Here is a 19,536-nt window from a genome sequence, read left to right as displayed (position 1 = left end):
GACCGGCTTACTGCTGACCGGCCGCTGCTGACCGGCTTCGCGCGAAGCTCCGTCCCCGGATGCCCGGCACCCGGGGGCGGAGCGAACGAGGGCCGACCAGGTCGATCGGAGCCCGTCTTCAAGGGCCAGCAGGTGATGGACCGTGCAGCGCCTCGACGAGGAGGCCCGCACCAGGGCCTGCCAGCCAGCGGTCGAAGCGCAACAGGACGGGAAACTCCGCGCGCGACGCGTCGAGGTTCGCGCTTCCCGTCAGCCTGCCGTCGTCCACAAGTGCTTCCGACTTGCCGAGGACCTCGCCCTGTGCGAGCGGCGTCGTCGGCAGACGGCTGTAGCTGATCTTCCGGCCTGCGGCAGCAGCAGGACTTGCTCCATTGCTCCCGGAATCCTGGTGGCCGGCGCCGGTATGCGGACGGTGCCGTCGAACGGGTCAGGCTGATCCAGTAGCTCTGCTCCGTGTGCCTGATCAGCAGAACCATGCGCGAGGTGCTGCCGTTCGCCGACGCCGGTGCCACGTCACCGGAACGCCGCGGCCGGCGGTTCGACGCTCATCCGGTGCCGGAACACGTTGCGCGGGTCCCAGCGTCCCTTGACCCTGCGCAGACGCGGATAGTTGTCCTTGTAGTAGAGAGCCGGCCAGGGGACGCCGGACCGGTTGAACTCCGGGTCGGTCATGTCGGCGTCCGCGTAGTTGATGTAGCAGCCGTCGGTGGCGGAGTCCGGTACGGGCACGCCACCGGTGTCCGCGAACAGGTCCTGGAAGATCTCTCGCGTCCAGCCGATGTTCGACGCGTCGTCCGCCGGGTTCACCCACCAGTTCTCGATCCGCATCTTGATGACCGAGTCGCGCTGCGCGGAGGCGGTGGCGTCCGGGGACACCGCGTTGATCTGCCCGCCGAAGGGCATCAGCATCACGATCGCGCCGGGGCTGTGCACGTCGGGACGGTTCAGATGCCGGTACATGGTGGCGGCCTGATCGGTGGAGTAATTGGTGCGCAGGTACGCGGACTTGGTGGCGCCGCGGACCGAGGGGATCGGCTGGTTGCCGATGATGGTGACGAGGTGCCGGTTGGCCTGGAGCCAGGTCAGTTCCTGGACGGCTTCGGTGACGGTGGGATCGCCCTGGACGGAAGTGCCCTCGACCAGCGCGGTGAGGAAGCCGCGCAGCCGGTCCCGCGCACCGGGCCGCTCCGCGTCGATCTGGCTGACCAGTGCCACCGGTCCGCCGGCACGGTGGTTGAGCACCAGAACACTGGAGACTTCCGCGCCCGGCGAGCCAGGCGCACTGTTCTGCTCGCTCCAGGCACCGTAATTCAGGAGCAGCCGGCGGAAGTCCGCCTCCGACAGCCGGTCCCAGGGGATGGCTGTCTGGCCGAACAGAACCTTGGCGGGCGGGGCGACCAGAAGCTGCGACGGGTCGGTACCGGTACGGCCGGGCGTACGGAACCAGTAACGCGTCACCAGCCCGAAGTTGCCGCCCCCGCCACCGGTGTGGGCCCACCACAGATCGTGGTTCGGGTCGTCCGGGTCCCGGCTCGCCACCACGCTGTACGCCTTGCCCTGGGCGTCGACGCAGACCACCTCGACGGCCTCCAGGTGGTCCACCGTCAGCCCGAGGGTGCGCGACAGCATGCCGTATCCGCCGCCGCAGACATGGCCGCCGACGGCGACCGAATAGCAGATGCCGCCGGGAATGACGACGCCCCAGCGCCGGTACAACTGCTCGTAGACGTTGAACAGCAGCGCGCCGCTCTCCACGGCGAATGCCTGGCGCGCGTGGTCGAACTCGATGCGCGACATCCGCGTCATGTCGAGCACGACCTCCACGTCCGGGTTGCACACGAAGTCCTCGACGCAGTGCCCTCCGCTGCGCACCGCGATGCGCTTGCCCTCGCGCACGGCCTCCTGCACGGCGTGCACCGCGTCGGCCGTGGAGGTGATCAGCCTGATGCGTTCCGGGCTGCCGATGAACCGCTGGTTGGTGCCGGAGATCAGGTCGGCGTACCGGGGGTCGCCCGGCTTGACCACGGTGCCGTCGCCGGTGTGCCGCGGCCCCGCACTCTCGTGCGTACGGCTTGCTGTGTCGCTCAACGCTCTGCTCCCGTTCGGTTCCGGTGTCCACGCGGCAGCGCGCACGGCAGGCGCGTGATGCCGTGGACGAAATTGCTGTGCAGGTAGGAGGCGTCTCCCACCTCGAAATCCGGCACCCGGCGCAGCAGTTCACCGAAGAGTTCGGTCAGCTGCGTACGCGCCACGACGGCGCCGAGACAGTGGTGCGGCCCGCCACCGCCGAAGCCCACGTGCGGGTTGGGCGAGCGCCGGACGTCGAAGGCGCGGGGGTCGGTGAACACCCGCTCGTCCCGGTTGCCCGACAGGTAGAACAGGACGACCTTGTCCCCCTCGGCGATGCGCGCGCCGCCCAGCTCCACGTCCCGCGTGGCGGTGCGCCGGAATGTCAGCACCGGGGTGGCCCAGCGCACGAACTCTTCCACCGCCGTCTTCGCCAGCCCCGGGAAGTCCGCCCGGAGCAGCTCCCGTTGCCGGGGGTGGGCGGTGAGCGCCAGCGCCGTATGGCTGATGGTGTTGCGCGTCGTGTCGAAGCCCGCGGTGACCAGGAGATTGAAGAAGGCGCCGATCTCCCGGTCGGTCAGCCGGGCACCGTCGATCTCCGTCTGCACCAGGCTGGTCATCAGGTCGTCGGCCGGCCGGCGGCGCCGGGCCCGGGCCAGGCCGGTGCCGATGCCGGTGACGAACTCGACGGCCTCGGCGACCACCCGCATCGGATCGCGGCCCCGGTGCACGGACTCCTCGTGGACCGACAGCGGGACGTCGGCCGCCGCGGCCAGTTCGTCGTGGAGCGACGCCGGTACCCCCATCATCTCGGCGATGGTCCACACCGGCAGACGGCGGGAGACCTGGGCCACGAAGTCGCAGTCGCCGGTGGCGAGGAGACCGTCCACGATCTGCCGGGCCTGGGCGGCGATCTGCTCCCTGACGGCCGCCAGGCGCCGGGGCGTGAAGGCCGCGACCACCAGCCGCCGCAACTGGGCGTGGCGCGGATCGTCCATGGCGATGAAGGACTGGGTCGCCTGGAGGATCTCCGGCGGGAAGTCGTCGAGCAGCATGCCGCGCCCGGAGCAGAAGGCCGCCGGGTCGCGGCTCACTTCGAGGATGTCCGCGTGCCGGACGACCGCCCAGAACCCGTCCCCCTCCTTGGCGGACAGCACACCGGCCTCGGCGACGAGCGGGTGCCAGGAGGGCGGTCGTCGCCGCAGCTCGCGGAAGACCTGTTCCTGTTCGGCGGCCCGGGCGGCCCAGAAGACGCCGGTGAAGGGCGTGCCGGTCGTGGTGGACGGGGCGCCGGTCATGAGGTGCTCACCGGCCCGGGGGCCGCAGCACCGGCGTGCCGGTCGTCACGGCTGTCACGGTCGTCGTGGCCCTCGGGGATGTCAGGGCCCTCGCGGTCGTCGCGGCCGAGCCAGTAGCCGCGGCGCTGGAAGGCGTACGTGGGCAGGGAGACCGCCCGGCCGCCGGTGCCGTCGTACGCCGCTCGCCAGTCCGGGGACGCGCCGTACGCGAACGCCGTCGCCAGGCCCGGCAGCAGCGGGTCGGCCGCGTCCCGATGGTGGGCGCCGGGAATCACGACTGCCGCACCCGGCCGGTCCGGAACGTCGGCCGACGCGTCCGCCTCCGTACCACCAGGCACCCCGGACTCCGCGTCACCAGGCACCCCGAACTCCGCGCCACCAGGCACCCCGAACCAGATCACGAGTGGGCCGTCCCACTGCGCGCACGCCTTCTCCAGCGCTTCGGAGCCTGCCGGGGCGGACCGCCAGTGCCCGGCCGGCACCGTACCGAGGACGAGTTCGGTGGCCTGACCGGCGGAGTACCAAAAGGCGGCGTCCGTCTCCGCGACGGCCGGTGCCGCCGCGCCGGGATCGCCGCCGCTGCCGCGCAGCGCGGCCATCCGCGCGCCGTCCTCCGGCCGTACCGCCCCCACGGCGCAGGCCGCGGCGATCTCCCCGAGCCCGTCACCGACGACGGCGGCCGGGCGCACGCCGCTGGACCGCCACAGGTTGGCGAGGGCCGCCATCGCGGCGTACGCCGTCACCTGATCGTCGACCTGGGCGTCCACTTGGGTGTCCACTTGGGTGTCCGCCGCATCGGAGAGCGACGCCTCCGCAGCCGTACGACACCGCTCGTACAGGGCGGAGAAGCCGGGCGACCGGTCGCGCAGGGTGGCCACCAGCTCCGCCCAGGCGTCCCGGTCCGCCGCTCCGCCGTACTCCGGGAAAGCGAAGACGATCTGCCGCCGGCCGCCGGAGCCGCCCCGGACGACCCCGGCTCCGGCCCGCCCGTCCGCCACCGCACGCAGTCCCGCCGTCAACGCGTCCCGGTCGTCGCCGAGCACTGCGGCGCGGTGCGCGAAGGATGCCCTGGTCAGCGCCAGTGACCAGCCGATGTCCCGGACGGACCGGCCGGGCCGCGCCGCCAGATCGGCCAGCAGCCGCCGCGCCTGGTCACGCAGGGCACCGGGCGTACGGCCCGAGAGCACCCACGGCACCGCACGGTCGCCAGGCTCCGCGCCGGGCGCCGTACCGGCCGGTTCCGGTGTCTGTTCGGGTGCCTGTTCCAGGATCGTGTGGACGTTGGTGCCGCTGACGCCGAAGGCCGACACCGCCGCCCGGCGCGGCTGTCCGGTCTCCGGCCACGGTGCCGCCCGCGCCACCAGCCGGAGGGCACCGGGGGACCGCTCCACCGTCTCGGCCGGCCGGTCCGCGTACCGGGACGGCGGCAGCGTACCGTGGCGCAGCGCCAGTACCACCTTCATGAGCCCGGCCATTCCCGCCGCCGCCTGCGGGTGCCCGAGGTGGGACTTGACCGAGCCCAGCCACAGCGGCCGGTCGCGCTCCGCCCCGTACGCGGCGAGCAGCGCGTCGGCCTCGATGGCGTCGCCGAGCGGCGTGCCCGTACCGTGCCCTTCGACCAGGTCGATCCGGCCCGGCGACAGCCGGGCGTCGGCCAGCGCCTTGCGGATCATCCGTTGCTGCGACGGGCCGTTCGGCGCGGTCAGGCCGTTGCTCGCACCGTCGTGGTTGACGGCGCTGCCGCGGACGACGGCCAGGACGCGGCGGCCGTTGCGTACCGCGTCCGAGAGCCGTTCCAGCAGGACGACCCCCACACCGTCCGCCCACCCGGCGCCGTCGGCCGCCGCGGAGAACGACTTGCAGCGGCCGTCCGGCGCCATCGCGTCCTGCCTGCTGTACTCCAGGAAGATCTCCGCGTCCGCCATGACCGTGGCGGCGCCGACGAGCGCCAGCGAACAGTCCCGGTTGCGCAGCGACTGCCGGGCCAGGTGCAGGGCGACGAGCCCCGAGGCGCAGGCCGCGTCCAGGGCCGTACTCGGCCCTTCGAACCCGAAGGTGTAGGAGAGCCGGCCGGCGGCCACGCTCGTGATCGAGCCGGTCATCCGGTGGCCGACGCCGTCTTCGGGAAAGGCGTCGACCGTGTCCCCGTACGGCTGCCGCGCCATGCCGAGGAACACACCGGTGTCGCTGCCGCGCAGGGTGCGCGGGTCGATCCGGGCGTCCTCCATCGCCTCCCAGCCGGTCTCCAGCAGCAGCCGCTGCTGCGGGTCCATCATGGTCGCCTCGGCATCGTCGATGCCGAAGAACTCCGCGTCGAACAGGTCCGCGTCGTGCAGGAACCCGCCGGTACGGACATGGGTACGGCCCGGTGTGCCGGGCGTGGGGTCGTACAGCCCCGCCACGTCCCAGCCACGGTTGTCCGGGAACGCGGAGATGCCGTCCGTGTCGCCGGTGAGCAACCGCCACAGGTCGTCCGGGGAGGAGACGCCCCCGGGCCAGCGGCAGCCCATGCCGATGACGGCGACGGCGTCCCGTGAGTCCTCCTCCAGTTCCCGCACCCGGGCGCGGGCCGCCTGGAGGTCGCCCGTCACCCGCTTCAGATAGTCCCGGAGCCGTTCTTCGTTGCTGTGCACGGTGTCCACCCCGCGTTCCGTTCCGTCGTCAGATGGTCGAGTCGAGTCCGTCGATGAGGCTGAACAACTCCTCGTCGGTCGCCGTCCGTACGCGGTCGCGGTCCGCCGCCGCGCCGTCCGCAGTCCGGCCCGTCAACCGGTCCGCGATCTCCCGCAAACGCGCCACGACACCGGCGCGCACGTCCTGGTCGTGCGTGGCGGCCTCGCCCACCAGCGCCTCGACGCGGTCGAGCTCGGCGAAGACGGAGGCGGCCGAGGGTGCCTCCTCGGGCGGTGCCAGCAGCGTCCGCAGGTGCACGGCCAGCGCCGCGGCGTTCGGCTGGTCGAAGAGCAGCCCCGCGGGCAGCCGCAGCCCCGTCGCGGCGCCGATCCGGTTGCGCAGCTCGACGGCGAGCAGCGAGTCGAGCCCCAGCTCGCGGAAGGCCCGGTCCGGATCGATGTCGGCGGCCGAGGCGTGCCCGAGCGCGGCGGCCACCTGACGCCGCACCAACTCGGTCAGCACCTCGTCCGCCGCGTCCGCCGGGAGCCCGGTCAGCCGCTTCCGGAGGCGCTCCGCATCCGCAGTGCCGCCGCCGGGCGTTCCGTCCCGCGCATCTGTACGGCCGCCGTCGCGGGAACGGGTACCGGTACGGGTACGGGCCGGCGCGGCCAGCAGCGGCGGCAGGTCCCCGTACCGCTCACGGCCCGCCAGGTCCCCGGCGTCGAGACTGAGCGGTACGAGTACCGACGGCCCGCCGTCCGCCGCCCCGAGCAGGTCGGCGGCCCGGTCGTCGGACAGGGGCGACGTGCCGTGCCGCCCGCCGTCCGCGTCGCGCTCCCAGGCGATCACCTGGCCCGGCAGCCCCAGAGCGGCCCGGTGCTGGACGAGAGCGGTCACGAAGGCGGTGCCGCTCGCTTGCGCCACTTCGCCGATCCTGGGCACTACGCCCGCCGTTGGGGCCGTCACGAGGAAGAAGGCCGGTGCGAGGCCGAGAGTCGCTTCGTGCAGCCACCACACCGGTGCGGCCACCCGGAGCAGAGCGGTGTCGAGCCCGTCCGGCGTGAGGGAGCCGAGTACCTCGTCGTCCGTGTCCGGCACGCCGTGCAGGACTCCGGCCAGCGGCCGCGTCAGCTCGTCCAGGACGGCGGTGAGTTGCGGTCGGTCGGTGCTGTCCCAGGGGAGGGCGAGGACTTCGCACGAGGAGGCGGAGCCGGTCGTGGACGCGGTCACGGACGCGGTCACGGATGCGGTCACCTTCACGGCTTCGCCGTCCGGGCCGGTGAGCACCGTGAAATGACGTGCGCCACGGGCCACCAGTTGCCGCACGGCCGACGGGTCGGGCCGGCCGGTCACCAGGACGGTGCCCGCCGGGTCGGGAGCCGGTCCCGGGGTGGCCGCCGGGGCCACTGCCGTCAGCCGGGGCACGAGCAACTGCCCGTTCCGTACGGCGCTTTCGGGCTCGCCGCTCGCGAGCACCGCCGCGACCGCATCGGCGAGCGCGTCACGGTCCTCGACGTCCACCAGCACGATACGGCCGGGATTCTCGGCCTGCGCCGCACGGACCGCTCCCCACACCGCCGCGTCCCCGAAGCCGTCCGTACGCTCGTCCTCGACGGTGATCGCACCCGACGTGGCGACGACCAGCAGCCCGTCACCACCTCGGCGCGCGTCCCCCAGCCATTGCTGTATCACCGCCACCACGTGCGTCACACCCGTGCGGGCGCGGTCGAGGGCGGACTCGGTCTTGCCGGGGTCCGGGAGGAGCCAGAGGGGCAGTACGGCTGTGACGGCGTCGGGGTGCGGCTCTCCGTCTTCGGCGGCGGCGTACGGCCCGCTCAGCACCACCAGGTCGTCCGGCGAGAGGGGGCGTCCGGGCCGGTCGACGGCCGGGGCATGGTCCCCTGCCGGTTCCCACCGGATGGTGAACAGCTCGTCCCGCGCGGCTGAGCCTTCGACGGGTGGTGCGGCGTCCAGCCAGTGGTGTTGGTGTTGGAAGGGGTAGGTGGGGAGGTTGGTGGGGGGTGTTGGTGGGTGGTGGGTTGTGGGCCAGGTGATGGTGTGGCCGTGGGTGTGGAGGTGGGCGGCTGTGGTGTGGAGGTGGTGGGTGTCGGGGTGGTTGCGGTGGAGGGTGCCGGTGGTGTGGACGGTGGTGTCGTGGTGGGTGGCGGTTTCTTCGATGGCGGGGGTGAGGACGGGGTGGGGGCTGGTTTCGATGTAGGTGTGGTGGCCTGTTTGGAGGAGGTGGGTGATGGCGGTGTGGAACTGTACGGGTTCGCGGAGGTTGCGGAACCAGTAGTCGGGGGTGAGTTCCGCACCCTCGACGAAGCGGCCGAGGAGGGTGGAGAACATCGGAACGCCGGTGTCGCGGGGGGTGATGCCGCCGAGTTCGTCGCGCAGACGGTCCCGGATCTGTTCGATCTGGGGGGAGTGGGAGGCGTAGTCGACCGGGAGGAGGCGGGTGCGGGCGTGGTGGGTGTTGGTGGCGTGGGCGAGGGCTTGGTGGATCTGGTCGGTGGGGCCGGAGATGACGGTGGTGGTGGGGCTGTTGAGGGCGGCGATGGTGGTGTCGGGGGGCAGGAGTTCTCGCACGGTGTGAGGCGGGAGGTTGATGGAGGCCATGGCGCCGTGGCTGGTGAGGGGGAGGAGGGCTTGGGCGCGGAGGGTGCTGATGCGGGCGGCGTCGGTGAGGGTGAGGGCGCCGGCGATGTGGGCGGCGGCGATTTCGCCCTGGGAGTGGCCGGTGACGGCGGTGGGGTGGATGCCGAGGTGCTGCCAGGTGCGGGCGAGCGCGACGTACACGGCGAACAGGGCAGGTTGCACCACGTCGACGCGGTCGAGGGCGGGAGTGCCGGGGGTACGCCGTAGGACATCGGTCAGCGACCAGTCGACCCAGGGGGCGAGGGCGTCCTCGCATGCGGCGATGGCGTGCGCGTAGGTGGCGTTGGTCTCCAGGAGTCCGGCGGTCATGCCGGGGTACTGGCTGCCCTGGCCCGGGAAGACGAAGACCGGCCCGGCCCCGGTGCGCCGGGCGGTGCCCCGGATCACTGACGCGTCGTCCTGCCCGGTGGCCAGCGCGGTGAGGGCGTTGTGGAGCTGGTCCGGTGTGGTGGTGGCGGTCAGGACGGCGCGGTGGGGGAAGGTGGTGGTGCGGGTGGTGGCCAGGGCGTGGGAGATGGCCTGCGGGGAATCCTCGGGGTGCTCGGTGACGTGGGTCAGCAGACGTCGGGCCTGAGCGGCCAGGGCGGACTCCGACTTCGCCGACAGCACCCAGGCGGCGTCCCAAGGGCTGCCCCACGCGACGCCCTGGCCTTCGTCGCCGTCCGGTTCCGCCGCGTAAGTCCTGCGGGGCGCTTCGAGGATGAGGTGGGCGTTCGTACCGCTGACGCCGAAGGAGGAGACGGCGGCCCGGCGAGGGCCCTCGGCTTCTTGCCAGTCCCTGGCTTCGGTCAGCAGCCGCACGGGCCCGGCGGACCAGTCGATGTGCGGGGACGGCTCGTCGGCGTGCAGAGTGCGGGGCAGCTCTCCGTGCTGGAGTGCCAGCACCATCTTCAGCACGCCGGCGGCTCCGGCGGCGGCCTGGGTGTGGCCGATGTTGGACTTCACCGAGCCCAGCCACAGCGGCCGTCCGCGTTCGCGTCCGTACGTCGCCAGCAGCGCGTTCGCCTCGATCGGGTCGCCCAGGTTCGTCCCCGTGCCGTGCGCCTCGACGACGTCGATGTCGGCGGGGGAGGACCCGGCGTCCTGCAACGCGTCCCAGATGACGCGCTGTTGGGCGGCACCGCTGGGTGCGGTGAGGCCGTTGGAGGCGCCGTCCTGGTTGACGGCGGAGCCGCGGATGACGGCCAGGACGCGGTGACCGTTGCGTTCGGCGTCGGACAGCCGTTCCACGACGAGGATGCCGACGCCCTCGCCCCAGCCCACGCCGTCCGCCGCAGCGCCGAATGCCTTGCAGCGCCCGTCGGGGGCGAGTCCGCGTTGGCGGCTGAATTCGATGAAGGTCATGGGGGTGGACATGACGGTGGCGCCGCCGGCCAGGGCGAGGTCGCATTCGCCCAGGCGCAGGGACCGTACGGCCAGGTGCAGGGCCACCAGTGACGACGAGCACGCCGTGTCGACCGTCAGCGCCGGGCCCTCCAGCCCGAGCGTGTACGCGATCCGCCCCGACGCCACACTCCCCGCGCCGCCCGCGCCGAGCAGGCCTTCGATCTCTTCCGGTGCCGGGAAGAGGCGGGTGACGTGGTCCTGGTACATCAGCCCGGTGAAGACGCCGGTGCGGCTGCCGCGCAGCGACTCCGGGTCCAGCCCGGCACGTTCCACGGCCTCCCAGGACACTTCCAGCAACAGCCGCTGCTGCGGATCCATCGCCAGTGCCTCCCTCGGGCCGATGCCGAAGAAGTCCGCGTCGAACAGCCCCGCGTCGTGCAGGAACCCGCCCTCCCTGGCGTACGACCTGCCGCGCCGGTCCGGGTCCGCGTCGAACAGCCCGGCGAGGTCCCAGCTGCGGTTCGTCGGGAACCCGGACACGGCGTCCCGCCCGTCCCGTACGAGCTGCCACAGTTCCTCCGGCGTGGTCACGCCGCCGGGGTAGCGGCAGCCCATGCCGACGACGGCGACCGGCTCGTGCCGCGCGGTCTCCGCCTCGACCAGCCGCTGCCGGGTGCTGTGCAGTTCTGCCGTGACCTTCTTGAGGTACCGAAGGGTCTTGTCGTCGGTCATGGGGCCAGTTCCTCCGCGGATCTGCGCTCGGTCAGGGCGTGCCGAACTCGGCGTCGATGAAGGCGAACAGCTCCTGTTCGCCGGCGTCCTCGATGTCCTGGCGTACGTCGTCGGGCCGGGCCCCGCCCCCGCTCCCGGCGTCCTGCCACTGCGAGAGCAGCGCCTGGAGGCGGACGGTGACCCGGGTGCGTGCGGCGGCGTCCGTGTCCATGGCCGCCAGCGCGCCGGCCAGGTCGTCGATGCCCGCCAGGACGGCGGCCTCCGCGGCGTCGTCGTCCGGCTCCAGTTCGGTGAGCAGGAAGTCGGTGAGCTTGGCGACGCTGGGGTGGTCGAAGGCGACGGTGGCGGGCAGGCGCAGGCCGGTGGCGGCCATCAGACCGTTGCGCAGCTCCACCGCGGTGAGGGAGTCCAGGCCCAGGTCGCGCAGTTCCCGTTCACCGGTACCGGCCAGTTCCTCGTACCCCAGGACGACGGCGACCTGCCGGCTGACCCGGTCGAACAGCAGGCGGTGCCGGTCCGCCGGGGACGCGGCCGCGAGCGTACGGCGCAGCTCCTGCCCGTCCGTGGGCGAGGCCCCGGCGGCGGCAGCGCCGTTCGGCGCGGCGGCCCCTCCGGGCGCGGCACGGGGACCACGAGGGGCGAGTTCGCGCAGCAGCGGAGGTACGGAGCCGGAGCGCGCCACCGCACCGGCGTCGAAGCGCATCGGTACGAGCGTGGGGCGCCCGGAGGCCACCGCGACGTCGAACAGCCGTAGCGCCTCCTCCGTGGGGAGGGTGAGCATCCCGGCCCGGGCCATCCGGGCCAGGTCCTTGCCGGTCACGTGGGCCGTGACGCCGGTGCGCTGTTCCCACATGCCCCAGGCCAGCGAAGCGGCGGGCAGGCCGAGGGCGGCACGGTGCTCGGCGACCGCGTCGAGGAAGGCGTTGGCGGCGGCGTAGTTGCCCTGTCCAGGGGCGCCGAAGGTGGCGGCGCTGGAGGAGAACAGGACGAACAGCGCCGGGTTCGCCTCCCGGGTCAGTTCGTGCAGCCACCAGGCCGGGTCCGCCTTGGGGCGCAGCACGCCGCGCAGCCGGTCGGGCGTCAGGGAGTCGATCACACCGTCGTCGGCGACACCGGCCGCGTGCACCACGCCGGTCACCGGGCGATCCAAGGAGGCGATGACGTCGGCCAGTTGGGTGCGGTCGCCGACATCGCAGGTCACCTGGCGGACCCGGTCGTCCGGCCCGTCGCCGGCCTCCGGGGGACCGGCGGGCGCCGGGCGGCGGCTGAGTACGGTGACGTGCGGCGCGCCGAGGTCGAGGAGGTGCCGTACGGTCACCGAGCCCACGCCGCCCGTACCGCCGGTCACCAGCACTGTCCCCTCGGGGGACAGGTCCGGGAGCACACCGTGGTCCGATTCGGCCACCGGAGGGACGGTGCCCGACTTGGCGGGTTCCCTCGGCACGGTCGTCAGCCGGGGTACGAACATCGCGCCCGCCCGCACCGCCGTCTGCGGTTCGCCACCGGCCAGCACCTTGCCCGCGAGGCCGGCGAGCGACCCGGGTTCGTCCAGGTCCAGCAGGACGACACGGCCGGGACGTTCGGTCTGCGCGGACCGGACCAGGCCCCACACCGCGGCCGCCGCCGGGTCCGTGACCTCCTCGTCGGCGACCCGGACCGCGCCGTGCGTGACGATCAGCAGGGGGCCGGCGTCCGCGTCCGCCTCCGTACCGGCGCTGCCTTGCAGCTCCGCCAGCACCCGCTCGGTCCAGGTGTGCATCCGGTCGACGACGGACGTACGGTCGCCGGGAGCGGGCGGGGGGATCACGAGGTCCGCCACGGCCTCCGGTGCGGCGCCGCCGCCCTCGGAGGCGACGGTGTCCACGGGTGTCCAGCGCACCGCGAACAGCTCTCCGGCGAGCCGGTCCCCCGCTGCCCGGTTGCCTTCCGTCCGGTCGCCCGGTGCGGGAAGCCGGTCCCTGGGCACCGCGCGCAGCGTCAGCGCGTCCACGCCGAGTACGGGACGGCCGTTCTCGTCCCACACCAGCAGCTCGACGGTGTCCGGAGCCTCCGGCCGGGCCGCCATCCGGACCCGTGCCCGGGCCACCGCGCGGTCACCGCCGCGTACCCCCGACCAGGAGAACGGCACCCGGCCCGGCTCGTCGGACGTGTCGAGCAGTTGGGCGGCGTGCTGGGCCGCGTCCAGCAGCGCGGGGTGCACCGTGCCCGCGGTGAGCGGTCCGGCCGCCTCCGGCAGGGCCAGCTCGGCGAACACCTCGTCCGCCCGGCGCCAGGCCCGTGCCAGCCCACGGAACGCGGGCCCGTAGCCGAATCCCAGCTCCGCCATCCGCGCGTACAGGTCACCGCCGTCGAGCGCGGTCGCGCCGGCGGGCGGCCACACGCCTGGGCCCTCGGGCAGTGCGCCGTCGGCGGCGCCGAGCACACCGGTGGCGTGCCGCGTCCACGAAAGCTCCTGGCCCGTACTCCCGTCGCCGTCCCTGCTCACGCTCCCGTTCCCTCTCCCGTCCCGGGGCGGTAGGGCGTACATCTCGACAGACCGCTGCCCGGTCCCGGGCTCCGGCCCGCTCACGACGACGCGCAGCGGCACCGCAGCGTCGCGCGGCACGATCAGCGGCACCTCGACCGTCAGTTCCTCGACGCGTGGGCTGCCCACCTCCCGGCCCGCCCGCAGCGCCATGTCGAGCAGCGCGGCGCCCGGCAACAGGACGGTGCCCAGCACGGTGTGATCGCCGAGCCAGCCGGTGGCGCCCGCTGCCGACACCTGGCCGGTGCAGACCATGCCCTGGTCACCGGGCAGTTCGACGCCTGCGTCGAGCAGCGGGTGGTCCAGCGGCCGCTGCCCCGGAGCAGCGGAGGACCCGCCCCGGCCGCCGCGGCCCGGCTCCAGCCAGAGCCTGCGGTGCTCGAACGGGTACGTCGGCAGGTCGACCGGCAGCCCGTCCGTCACCATGCGGGCCCATTCGACGCCCCGACCCCGGACGTGCAGTTCGGCGAGGGCGGTCAGCAGGGTACGTACCGCAGGGCGGCCCCGGCGCGCCACGCTCACCGTCAGCGTCCCGGCCTCCTGCTCCGCCCCGCCGGCCGCCAGGCATTCGGCGGCCGCGGTGGCGAGGACCGTGTCCGGCCCCAGCTCGCAGAAGTCGGTGACACCGGCGGCCCGCAAGGTGGTCACGGCGTCGTGGAACCGTACCGCGCCGCGCAACTGCCGGACCCAGTACCCGGCGGAGCAGAGGTCGGCCGGATCGGCGAGCCGCCCGGTGACGCCGGAGACGACCGGCAGGTCCGGCACCTGGTAGTCGATCTCTTCGGCCACGGCACGGAACGCGTCCAGCGCCGGTTCCACCAGCGGCGAGTGGAAGGCGTGGCTGACCCGCAGCGGGCGCGTGCGGTGGCCGCGCTCCCGCAGGGCGGCGACGACCGGCGTGAGGGCGTCCGCGGCCCCGGACAGCACGACGGACGCCGGGCCGTTGACGGCCGCGACCGCCACCCGGTCCTCGTGCCCGGCCAGCAGCGGCAGCACCGTCCCCTCGGAAGCCTGTACGGAGACCATCGCACCGCCGCCGGGCAGCGCCCCGAGCAGCCGTCCCCGGGCCGCGACCAGCCGGCAGGCGTCGCGCAGCGGCAGTACGCCCGCGACATGAGCGGCCGTCAGCTCGCCGATCGAGTGTCCCACCAGGTGAGTGGGGCGGACGTGCCACGCCGCCAGCAGCCGGAAGAGCGCCACCTCGACGGCGAACAGGGCCGGCTGGGCGAAGGCGGTGTCGGTGAGGGGGGACTGCCGCGGAATCCCGTCGGTCACCGGCCCCGGCCCCGCCGCGTGCCTTTCGGGCTCTACGGCTACGGGGTGTACGACTACCGGCTCTACCGCTACGGGGCGTGCGTCTACTGGGTCTACGGCTACGGGCTCCCCGGCCAGCAGCAGCTCCCGAACGGCCCGCCGGAGCGGCTCCTCGAAGTGGGCGCAGACCTCGTCCAGGGCGCGGGCGAACTCGGGGAACGCCGTGTACCACTCCCGCGCCATGCCGATCCGCTGCGCCCCCTGACCGGTGAAGAGGAAGGCATGACCACCGCGCGCGGTCGCCGTGCCGCTGACGACGTCGGGGGTCGGCCTGCCATCCGCCAGCGCGGTCAGTGCTTCGCGGCTGCCGCTGACGACCACGGCGCGGTGTTCGAACGTCGAGCGGGTTGTGGCCAGGGAGCGGGCGATGTCCTGCGGGGCGCGGTCCGGCCACCGGTCGGCGAGCTGCCGGGCCCGAGCGGCGAGAGCCGTGGGCGTACGGGCGGAGAGGACGAGGGGGAGCGGAGCCGGCTCGGCCGGGCCGCCGCCCGGGGCCCGACCCGCGTCGGCGTCGAACGGGCCTGCCGGGTCCGCCGGAGCCGGGGCGGGAGCGGCTTCGATCACGACATGCGCGTTGGTGCCGCTGACGCCGAAGGACGAGACGGCGGCACGGCGCGGGGTGCCGGTGGCCTCCCAGGGCGTCGCCGTCGTCAGCAGTCGTACGGGCCCGGCGGCCCAGCCGATGTGCGGTGAGGGTTCGTCCGCGTGCAGGGTGCGCGGCAACTCCTCGTGGCGCAGGGCCATGACCGTCTTGATGACCCCGGCGGCCCCGGCGGCGGCCTGCGTGTGCCCGATGTTGGACTTCACCGAGCCCAGCCACAGCGGCCGCTCACGCTCGGGCCCGTACGTCGCCAGCAGGGCGTTCGCCTCGATCGGGTCGCCGAGGGCGGTGCCGGTGCCGTGGGCCTCGACGGCGTCGATGTCCGAGGGGCCGAGCCCGGCGTCGTGCAGGGCGTCCTGGATCACGCGTTGCTGGGCGGGCCCGCTGGGCGCGGTGAGGCCGTTGGAGGCGCCGTCCTGGTTGACGGCCGATCCGCGCACGACGGCCAGGATCTGGTGGCCGTTGCGTTCGGCGTCCGACAGCCGTTCCACGACGAGGACACCGACGCCCTCGCCCCACCCCACGCCGTCCGCCGTGGCACCGAAAGCCTTGCAGCGTCCGTCCGGTGCCAGCCCGCGCTGACGGCTGAACTCCACGAACGCCGTCGGACTGCACATGACCGTCGCGCCCCCGGCGAGCGCCAGATCGCACTCGCCCTGACGCAGCGCGCGCACCGCCAGGTGGAGGGCCACCAGGGAGGACGAGCAGGCCGTGTCCACGGTCAGGGCCGGGCCCTCCAGGCCGAAGGCGTACGCCACCCGGCCGGACGCCACACTGGCCGCCCCGCCGGTGGTGGCGTACCCCTCCAGGTCGCCCGGCACGTCCTGCGGGCGATTGGCGTAGTCCTGCAACGCGAGGCCGGTGAAGACACCCGTACGGGTACCGCGCAGCCGGGTCGGGTCGATACCGGCCCGTTCCACCGCTTCCCAGGAGACTTCCAGCAACAGCCGCTGCTGCGGGTCCATGGCGAGCGCTTCCCGGGGGCCGATGCCGAAGAACGCGGGGTCGAACCCGGCGGCGTCCGCGAGGAAACCGCCTTCCCTGGCGTACGTCGTGCCGGGGTGGTCCGGGTCGGGATGGTGCAGCCCGGCCAGGTCCCAGCCGCGGTCGGCGGGGAACGCGGAGACCGCGTCGCGTCCGTCGCGCACCAGCTGCCAGAGGTCTTCGGGCGAGGCGACGGCGCCGGGGAAACGGCAGCCCATGCCGACGATCACCACCGGATCGTCCGCCGGGCCGTCCGCCGTGGCGGCGGTCCGGCGGGCCGGGCCGCCGAGGGTTCCGGCGCGGCCGGACAGCCGGTCCGCCAGATGCGTGGCCAGGGCCAGGGGCGTGGGGTGGTCGAAGGCCAGGGACGCGGACAGGGGGAGCCCGGTGGCGGCGGCGAGCCGGTTGCGCAGTTCGACCGCGCCCATCGAGGTCAGTCCGGCGTCGCGGAACGCCCGCCGCGGGTCGAAGGCCGTCGCCCGCGCACCGCCGTCGGCCGCGTCACCACCGGCCGCACCGGCCCCGGGGCCGCCCAGCACCTGGGCGCAGGCGTCCGTCACCAGGCGCAGCACCTCGTCGTCGGTGGTGACGGCGGGGGCGTGCGCCACGTCGGGCGTGTCCCCGGTCCCGGCCGGTACGGCATCCGCTTCACCGCGCACGTCGTCGGGCCGCCGTCGCTCCATCACGTCGGCGATCCAGTACCGCCGACGCTGGAAGGCGTACGTCGGCAGATCGGCGTGCGGCGCTTCGGGCAGTACCGCCGGCCAGTCGACCCGGCCGCCGCGCACATGCGTCCGTGCCACCGCCGCGAGCAGGGTGGCCACTTCGGGCCGGTCCCGGCGCATCAGCGGTACGGCGAGCGAGTCGCCGTCCGTCAGGCACTCCTGGGCCATCGCCGACAGCACGCTGTCCGGGCCCAGCTCCAGGAACGTACGGGCCTCGTCGCGCTCCAGTTCCCGTACGGCGTCCAGGAAACGCACCGGTGAGACGATGTGCCGCACCCAGTACTCCGCCGACCCGAAGTACGCCGGATCGACCGGCCCGCCGGTCAGTGTGGACACCACCGGCAAGGCGGGCGTCCCGAAGGCGGCACGCGCCAGCGCGGACCGGAACGGTTCGAGCACCGGCCGCATCAGCGGCGAGTGGAAGGCATGGCTCACCCGGAGCCGGCGGGTCCGGTGCCCGGCTGCCGCGAAGCCGGCGGCGAGCTCCAGTACGTCGTGCTCGTCGCCGGAGAGGACCACGGCCTCCGGCCCGTTCACCGCCGCGAGCGCGACCCGCCCTTCGTACGCGGTCAGCCGCGCGCGGACCTCGGCCTCGGGCGCCTGCACCGCGACCATCGCCCCGCACTCCGGCAGCGCCTGCATCAGCGCCGCCCTGGCCGCGATCAGCCGCGCGGCGTCCGGCAGCGTCAGCACGCCGGACACATGGGCCACCGCGAACTCGCCGATGGAGTGCCCGGCGAGCACGTCGGGCACCACGCCCCAGGACTCCAGCAGCCGGTACAGGGCCACCTGCAGCGCGAAGATCGCCGGCTGGGCGTATTCCGTACGGCGCAGCAAGGCAGCTGACGGCGAACCGTCTTCCGCCCGGATCACCTCGTACAGATCCTGGTCCAGGTGGGGCGCGAGCGCCGCGCACACGTCGCGGAGCGCGGTGTCGAACGCCGGGAAGGCGGCGGCCAGTTCAGCCCCGGCGCCCGGCCGCTGCGACCCCTGGCCGGTGAACAGGAAGCAGGTGTCACCCTGCACCGGGCGGCCGGTGACCACCTGGGCCTGGTCGGGGACACGGCCTTCGGCCAGAGCCCGGGTTCCGTCCAGGAGGCCCGCGACGGACGAGCCGAGCACCACCGCGCGGTCTCGGAGCGCCGCCCGGCTCACGGCCAGCGCCCGCGCCACACCCACGGCGGTCTCCTGCCGCCCGGACAGCCATGCCGTCAGCGATTCCGCCTGCGCGCGCAGGGCCGGTTCCCCTGGTGCGGACAGGAGCCAGGGGACGACGGCGGGCTCTTCCACCAGTGGTGCCGCGGAAGGTACGGGAGGTACGGCGCGGGCGGCTTCGAGGACGAGGTGGGCGTTGGTGCCGCTGACGCCGAAGGAGGAGACGGCGGCGCGGCGCGGAGCGTCCTCACCGGAGCAGGACCAGGGGGTGTTCTCACCGAGCAGGCGTACGGGCCCGGCGGCCCAGTCGATGTGCGGTGAGGGTTCGTCCGCGTGCAGGGTGCGCGGCAACTCCTCGTGGCGCAGGGCCATGACCATCTTGATGACCCCGGCGGCCCCGGCTGCCGCCTGGGTGTGCCCGATGTTCGACTTGACCGTGCCCAGCCACAGGGGGCGTTCGCGGCCGGGCCCGTAGGCGGCGAGCAGGGCGTTGGCTTCGATGGGGTCGCCGAGGGTGGTGCCGGTGCCGTGCGCCTCGACGGCGTCGATGTCGGCCGGACGCAGCCCGGCGTCCCGCAACGCCTCGTGGACGACCTTCTGCTGCGCGGGGCCGCTGGGTGCGGTGAGGCCGTTGGAGGCGCCGTCCTGGTTGACGGCGGAGCCGCGGATGACGGCCAGGACGCGGTGGCCGTTGCGTTCGGCGTCGGAGAGCCGCTCGACCGCGAGGATCGCGGCGCCTTCGGCGAACGCGGTTCCGTCCGCCGTGGCGCTGAAGGCTTTGCAGCGTCCGTCGGGGGCGAGTCCGCGTTGGCGGCTGAATTCGATGAAGGTCATGGGGGTGGACATGACGGTGGCGCCGCCGGCCAGCGCGAGGTCGCATTCGCCCAGGCGCAGGGACCGTACGGCCAGGTGCAGGGCCACCAGTGACGACGAGCACGCCGTGTCGACTGTCAGCGCCGGGCCCTCCAGCCCGAGCGTGTACGCGATCCGCCCCGACGCCACACTCCCCGAAGCCCCGATCCCCAGGAAGCCCTCCAACTCGCCCGGCGCGTTCAGCACCCCCTCGCCGTGGTCGTGCGTGATGCCGGTGAACACGCCGACCTTGCCGCCCGCCAGGGCCTGCGGATCGATGCCCGTACGTTCCACCGCTTCCCAGGCCACCTCCAGCAACAGCCGCTGCTGCGGGTCCGTCGCCAGCGCCTCGCGGTCCGAGATGCCGAAGAACTCGGCGTCGAAAGCGGTCGCGTCCGCCAGGAACCCACCGCGTTCGGTGAAGGGCGGGCCGCCCGTTCCGGCGTCCGCGCGGCGCAGCCGGCCGAGGTCCCAGCCGCGGTCCGCCGGGAAGTCCCCGGTCGTCTCGCCGCCGGACGCGACGAGGTCCCACAGCGCCTCGGGGGAGTCGATGCCCCCGGGGAAGCGGCAGCCGATCCCCACGATCGCGACCGGCTCCCGGGTCCTGCGCAGCGCGTTCCGGGTGTGCCGCAGTTCCCCGGTGACCTGCTTGAGCAGGTGGCGCAGCTGGTGGTCGTCGTTCATCGG

The 19,536-nt window shown here is 73.9% G+C and carries 4 protein-coding genes and 1 pseudogene; all 5 read right to left on the bottom strand.

Annotated elements, in window-relative coordinates; genetic code table 11:
- Window positions 1–513 precede the first annotated feature (513 nt).
- The 5 genes and pseudogenes from OEIGOIKO_RS00945 to OEIGOIKO_RS42275 all read right to left on the bottom strand — a co-directional run bounded on the left by OEIGOIKO_RS00945 (window position 514) and on the right by OEIGOIKO_RS42275 (window position 19,431).
- Entirely contained in the window at window positions 514–2,088 is a 1,575-nt protein-coding gene (locus OEIGOIKO_RS00945) for an FAD-binding oxidoreductase (RefSeq protein ID WP_170251462.1), read from the bottom strand.
- Entirely contained in the window at window positions 2,085–3,365 is a 1,281-nt protein-coding gene (locus OEIGOIKO_RS00940) for a cytochrome P450 (RefSeq protein ID WP_125050881.1), read from the bottom strand. The genes OEIGOIKO_RS00945 and OEIGOIKO_RS00940 overlap by 4 nt, the downstream gene beginning before the upstream one ends.
- Window positions 3,362–5,953, bottom strand: a pseudogene (locus tag OEIGOIKO_RS42280) (type I polyketide synthase); the annotation flags it as partial. The gene OEIGOIKO_RS00940 and the pseudogene OEIGOIKO_RS42280, both read right to left, overlap by 4 nt.
- 73 nt (window positions 5,954–6,026) lie before the next feature.
- Window positions 6,027–10,694 (bottom strand): type I polyketide synthase, encoded by a 4,668-nt coding sequence (locus OEIGOIKO_RS00930; protein ID WP_125050876.1) that lies wholly within the window; start codon window positions 10,692–10,694, stop codon window positions 6,027–6,029.
- A 31-nt stretch (window positions 10,695–10,725) separates the two neighbouring features.
- Window positions 10,726–19,431 (bottom strand): type I polyketide synthase, encoded by an 8,706-nt coding sequence (locus tag OEIGOIKO_RS42275; RefSeq protein ID WP_371859008.1) that lies wholly within the window; start codon window positions 19,429–19,431, stop codon window positions 10,726–10,728.
- Window positions 19,432–19,536 lie beyond the last annotated feature (105 nt).

The sequence above is a fragment of the Streptomyces paromomycinus genome, from assembly GCF_003865155.1.
Lineage (GTDB): Bacteria > Actinomycetota > Actinomycetes > Streptomycetales > Streptomycetaceae > Streptomyces > Streptomyces chrestomyceticus.
This window is presented reverse-complemented; position numbering and strand designations above follow the sequence as displayed.

Excerpts from the sequence above, each read along its gene's own strand:
- OEIGOIKO_RS00940 (WP_125050881.1), bottom strand. The coding sequence starts at position 3,365 with ATGACCGGCGCCCCGTCCACCACGACCGGCACGCCCTTCACCGGCGTC.
- OEIGOIKO_RS00930 (WP_125050876.1), bottom strand. The coding sequence starts at position 10,694 with ATGACCGACGACAAGACCCTTCGGTACCTCAAGAAGGTCACGGCAGAA.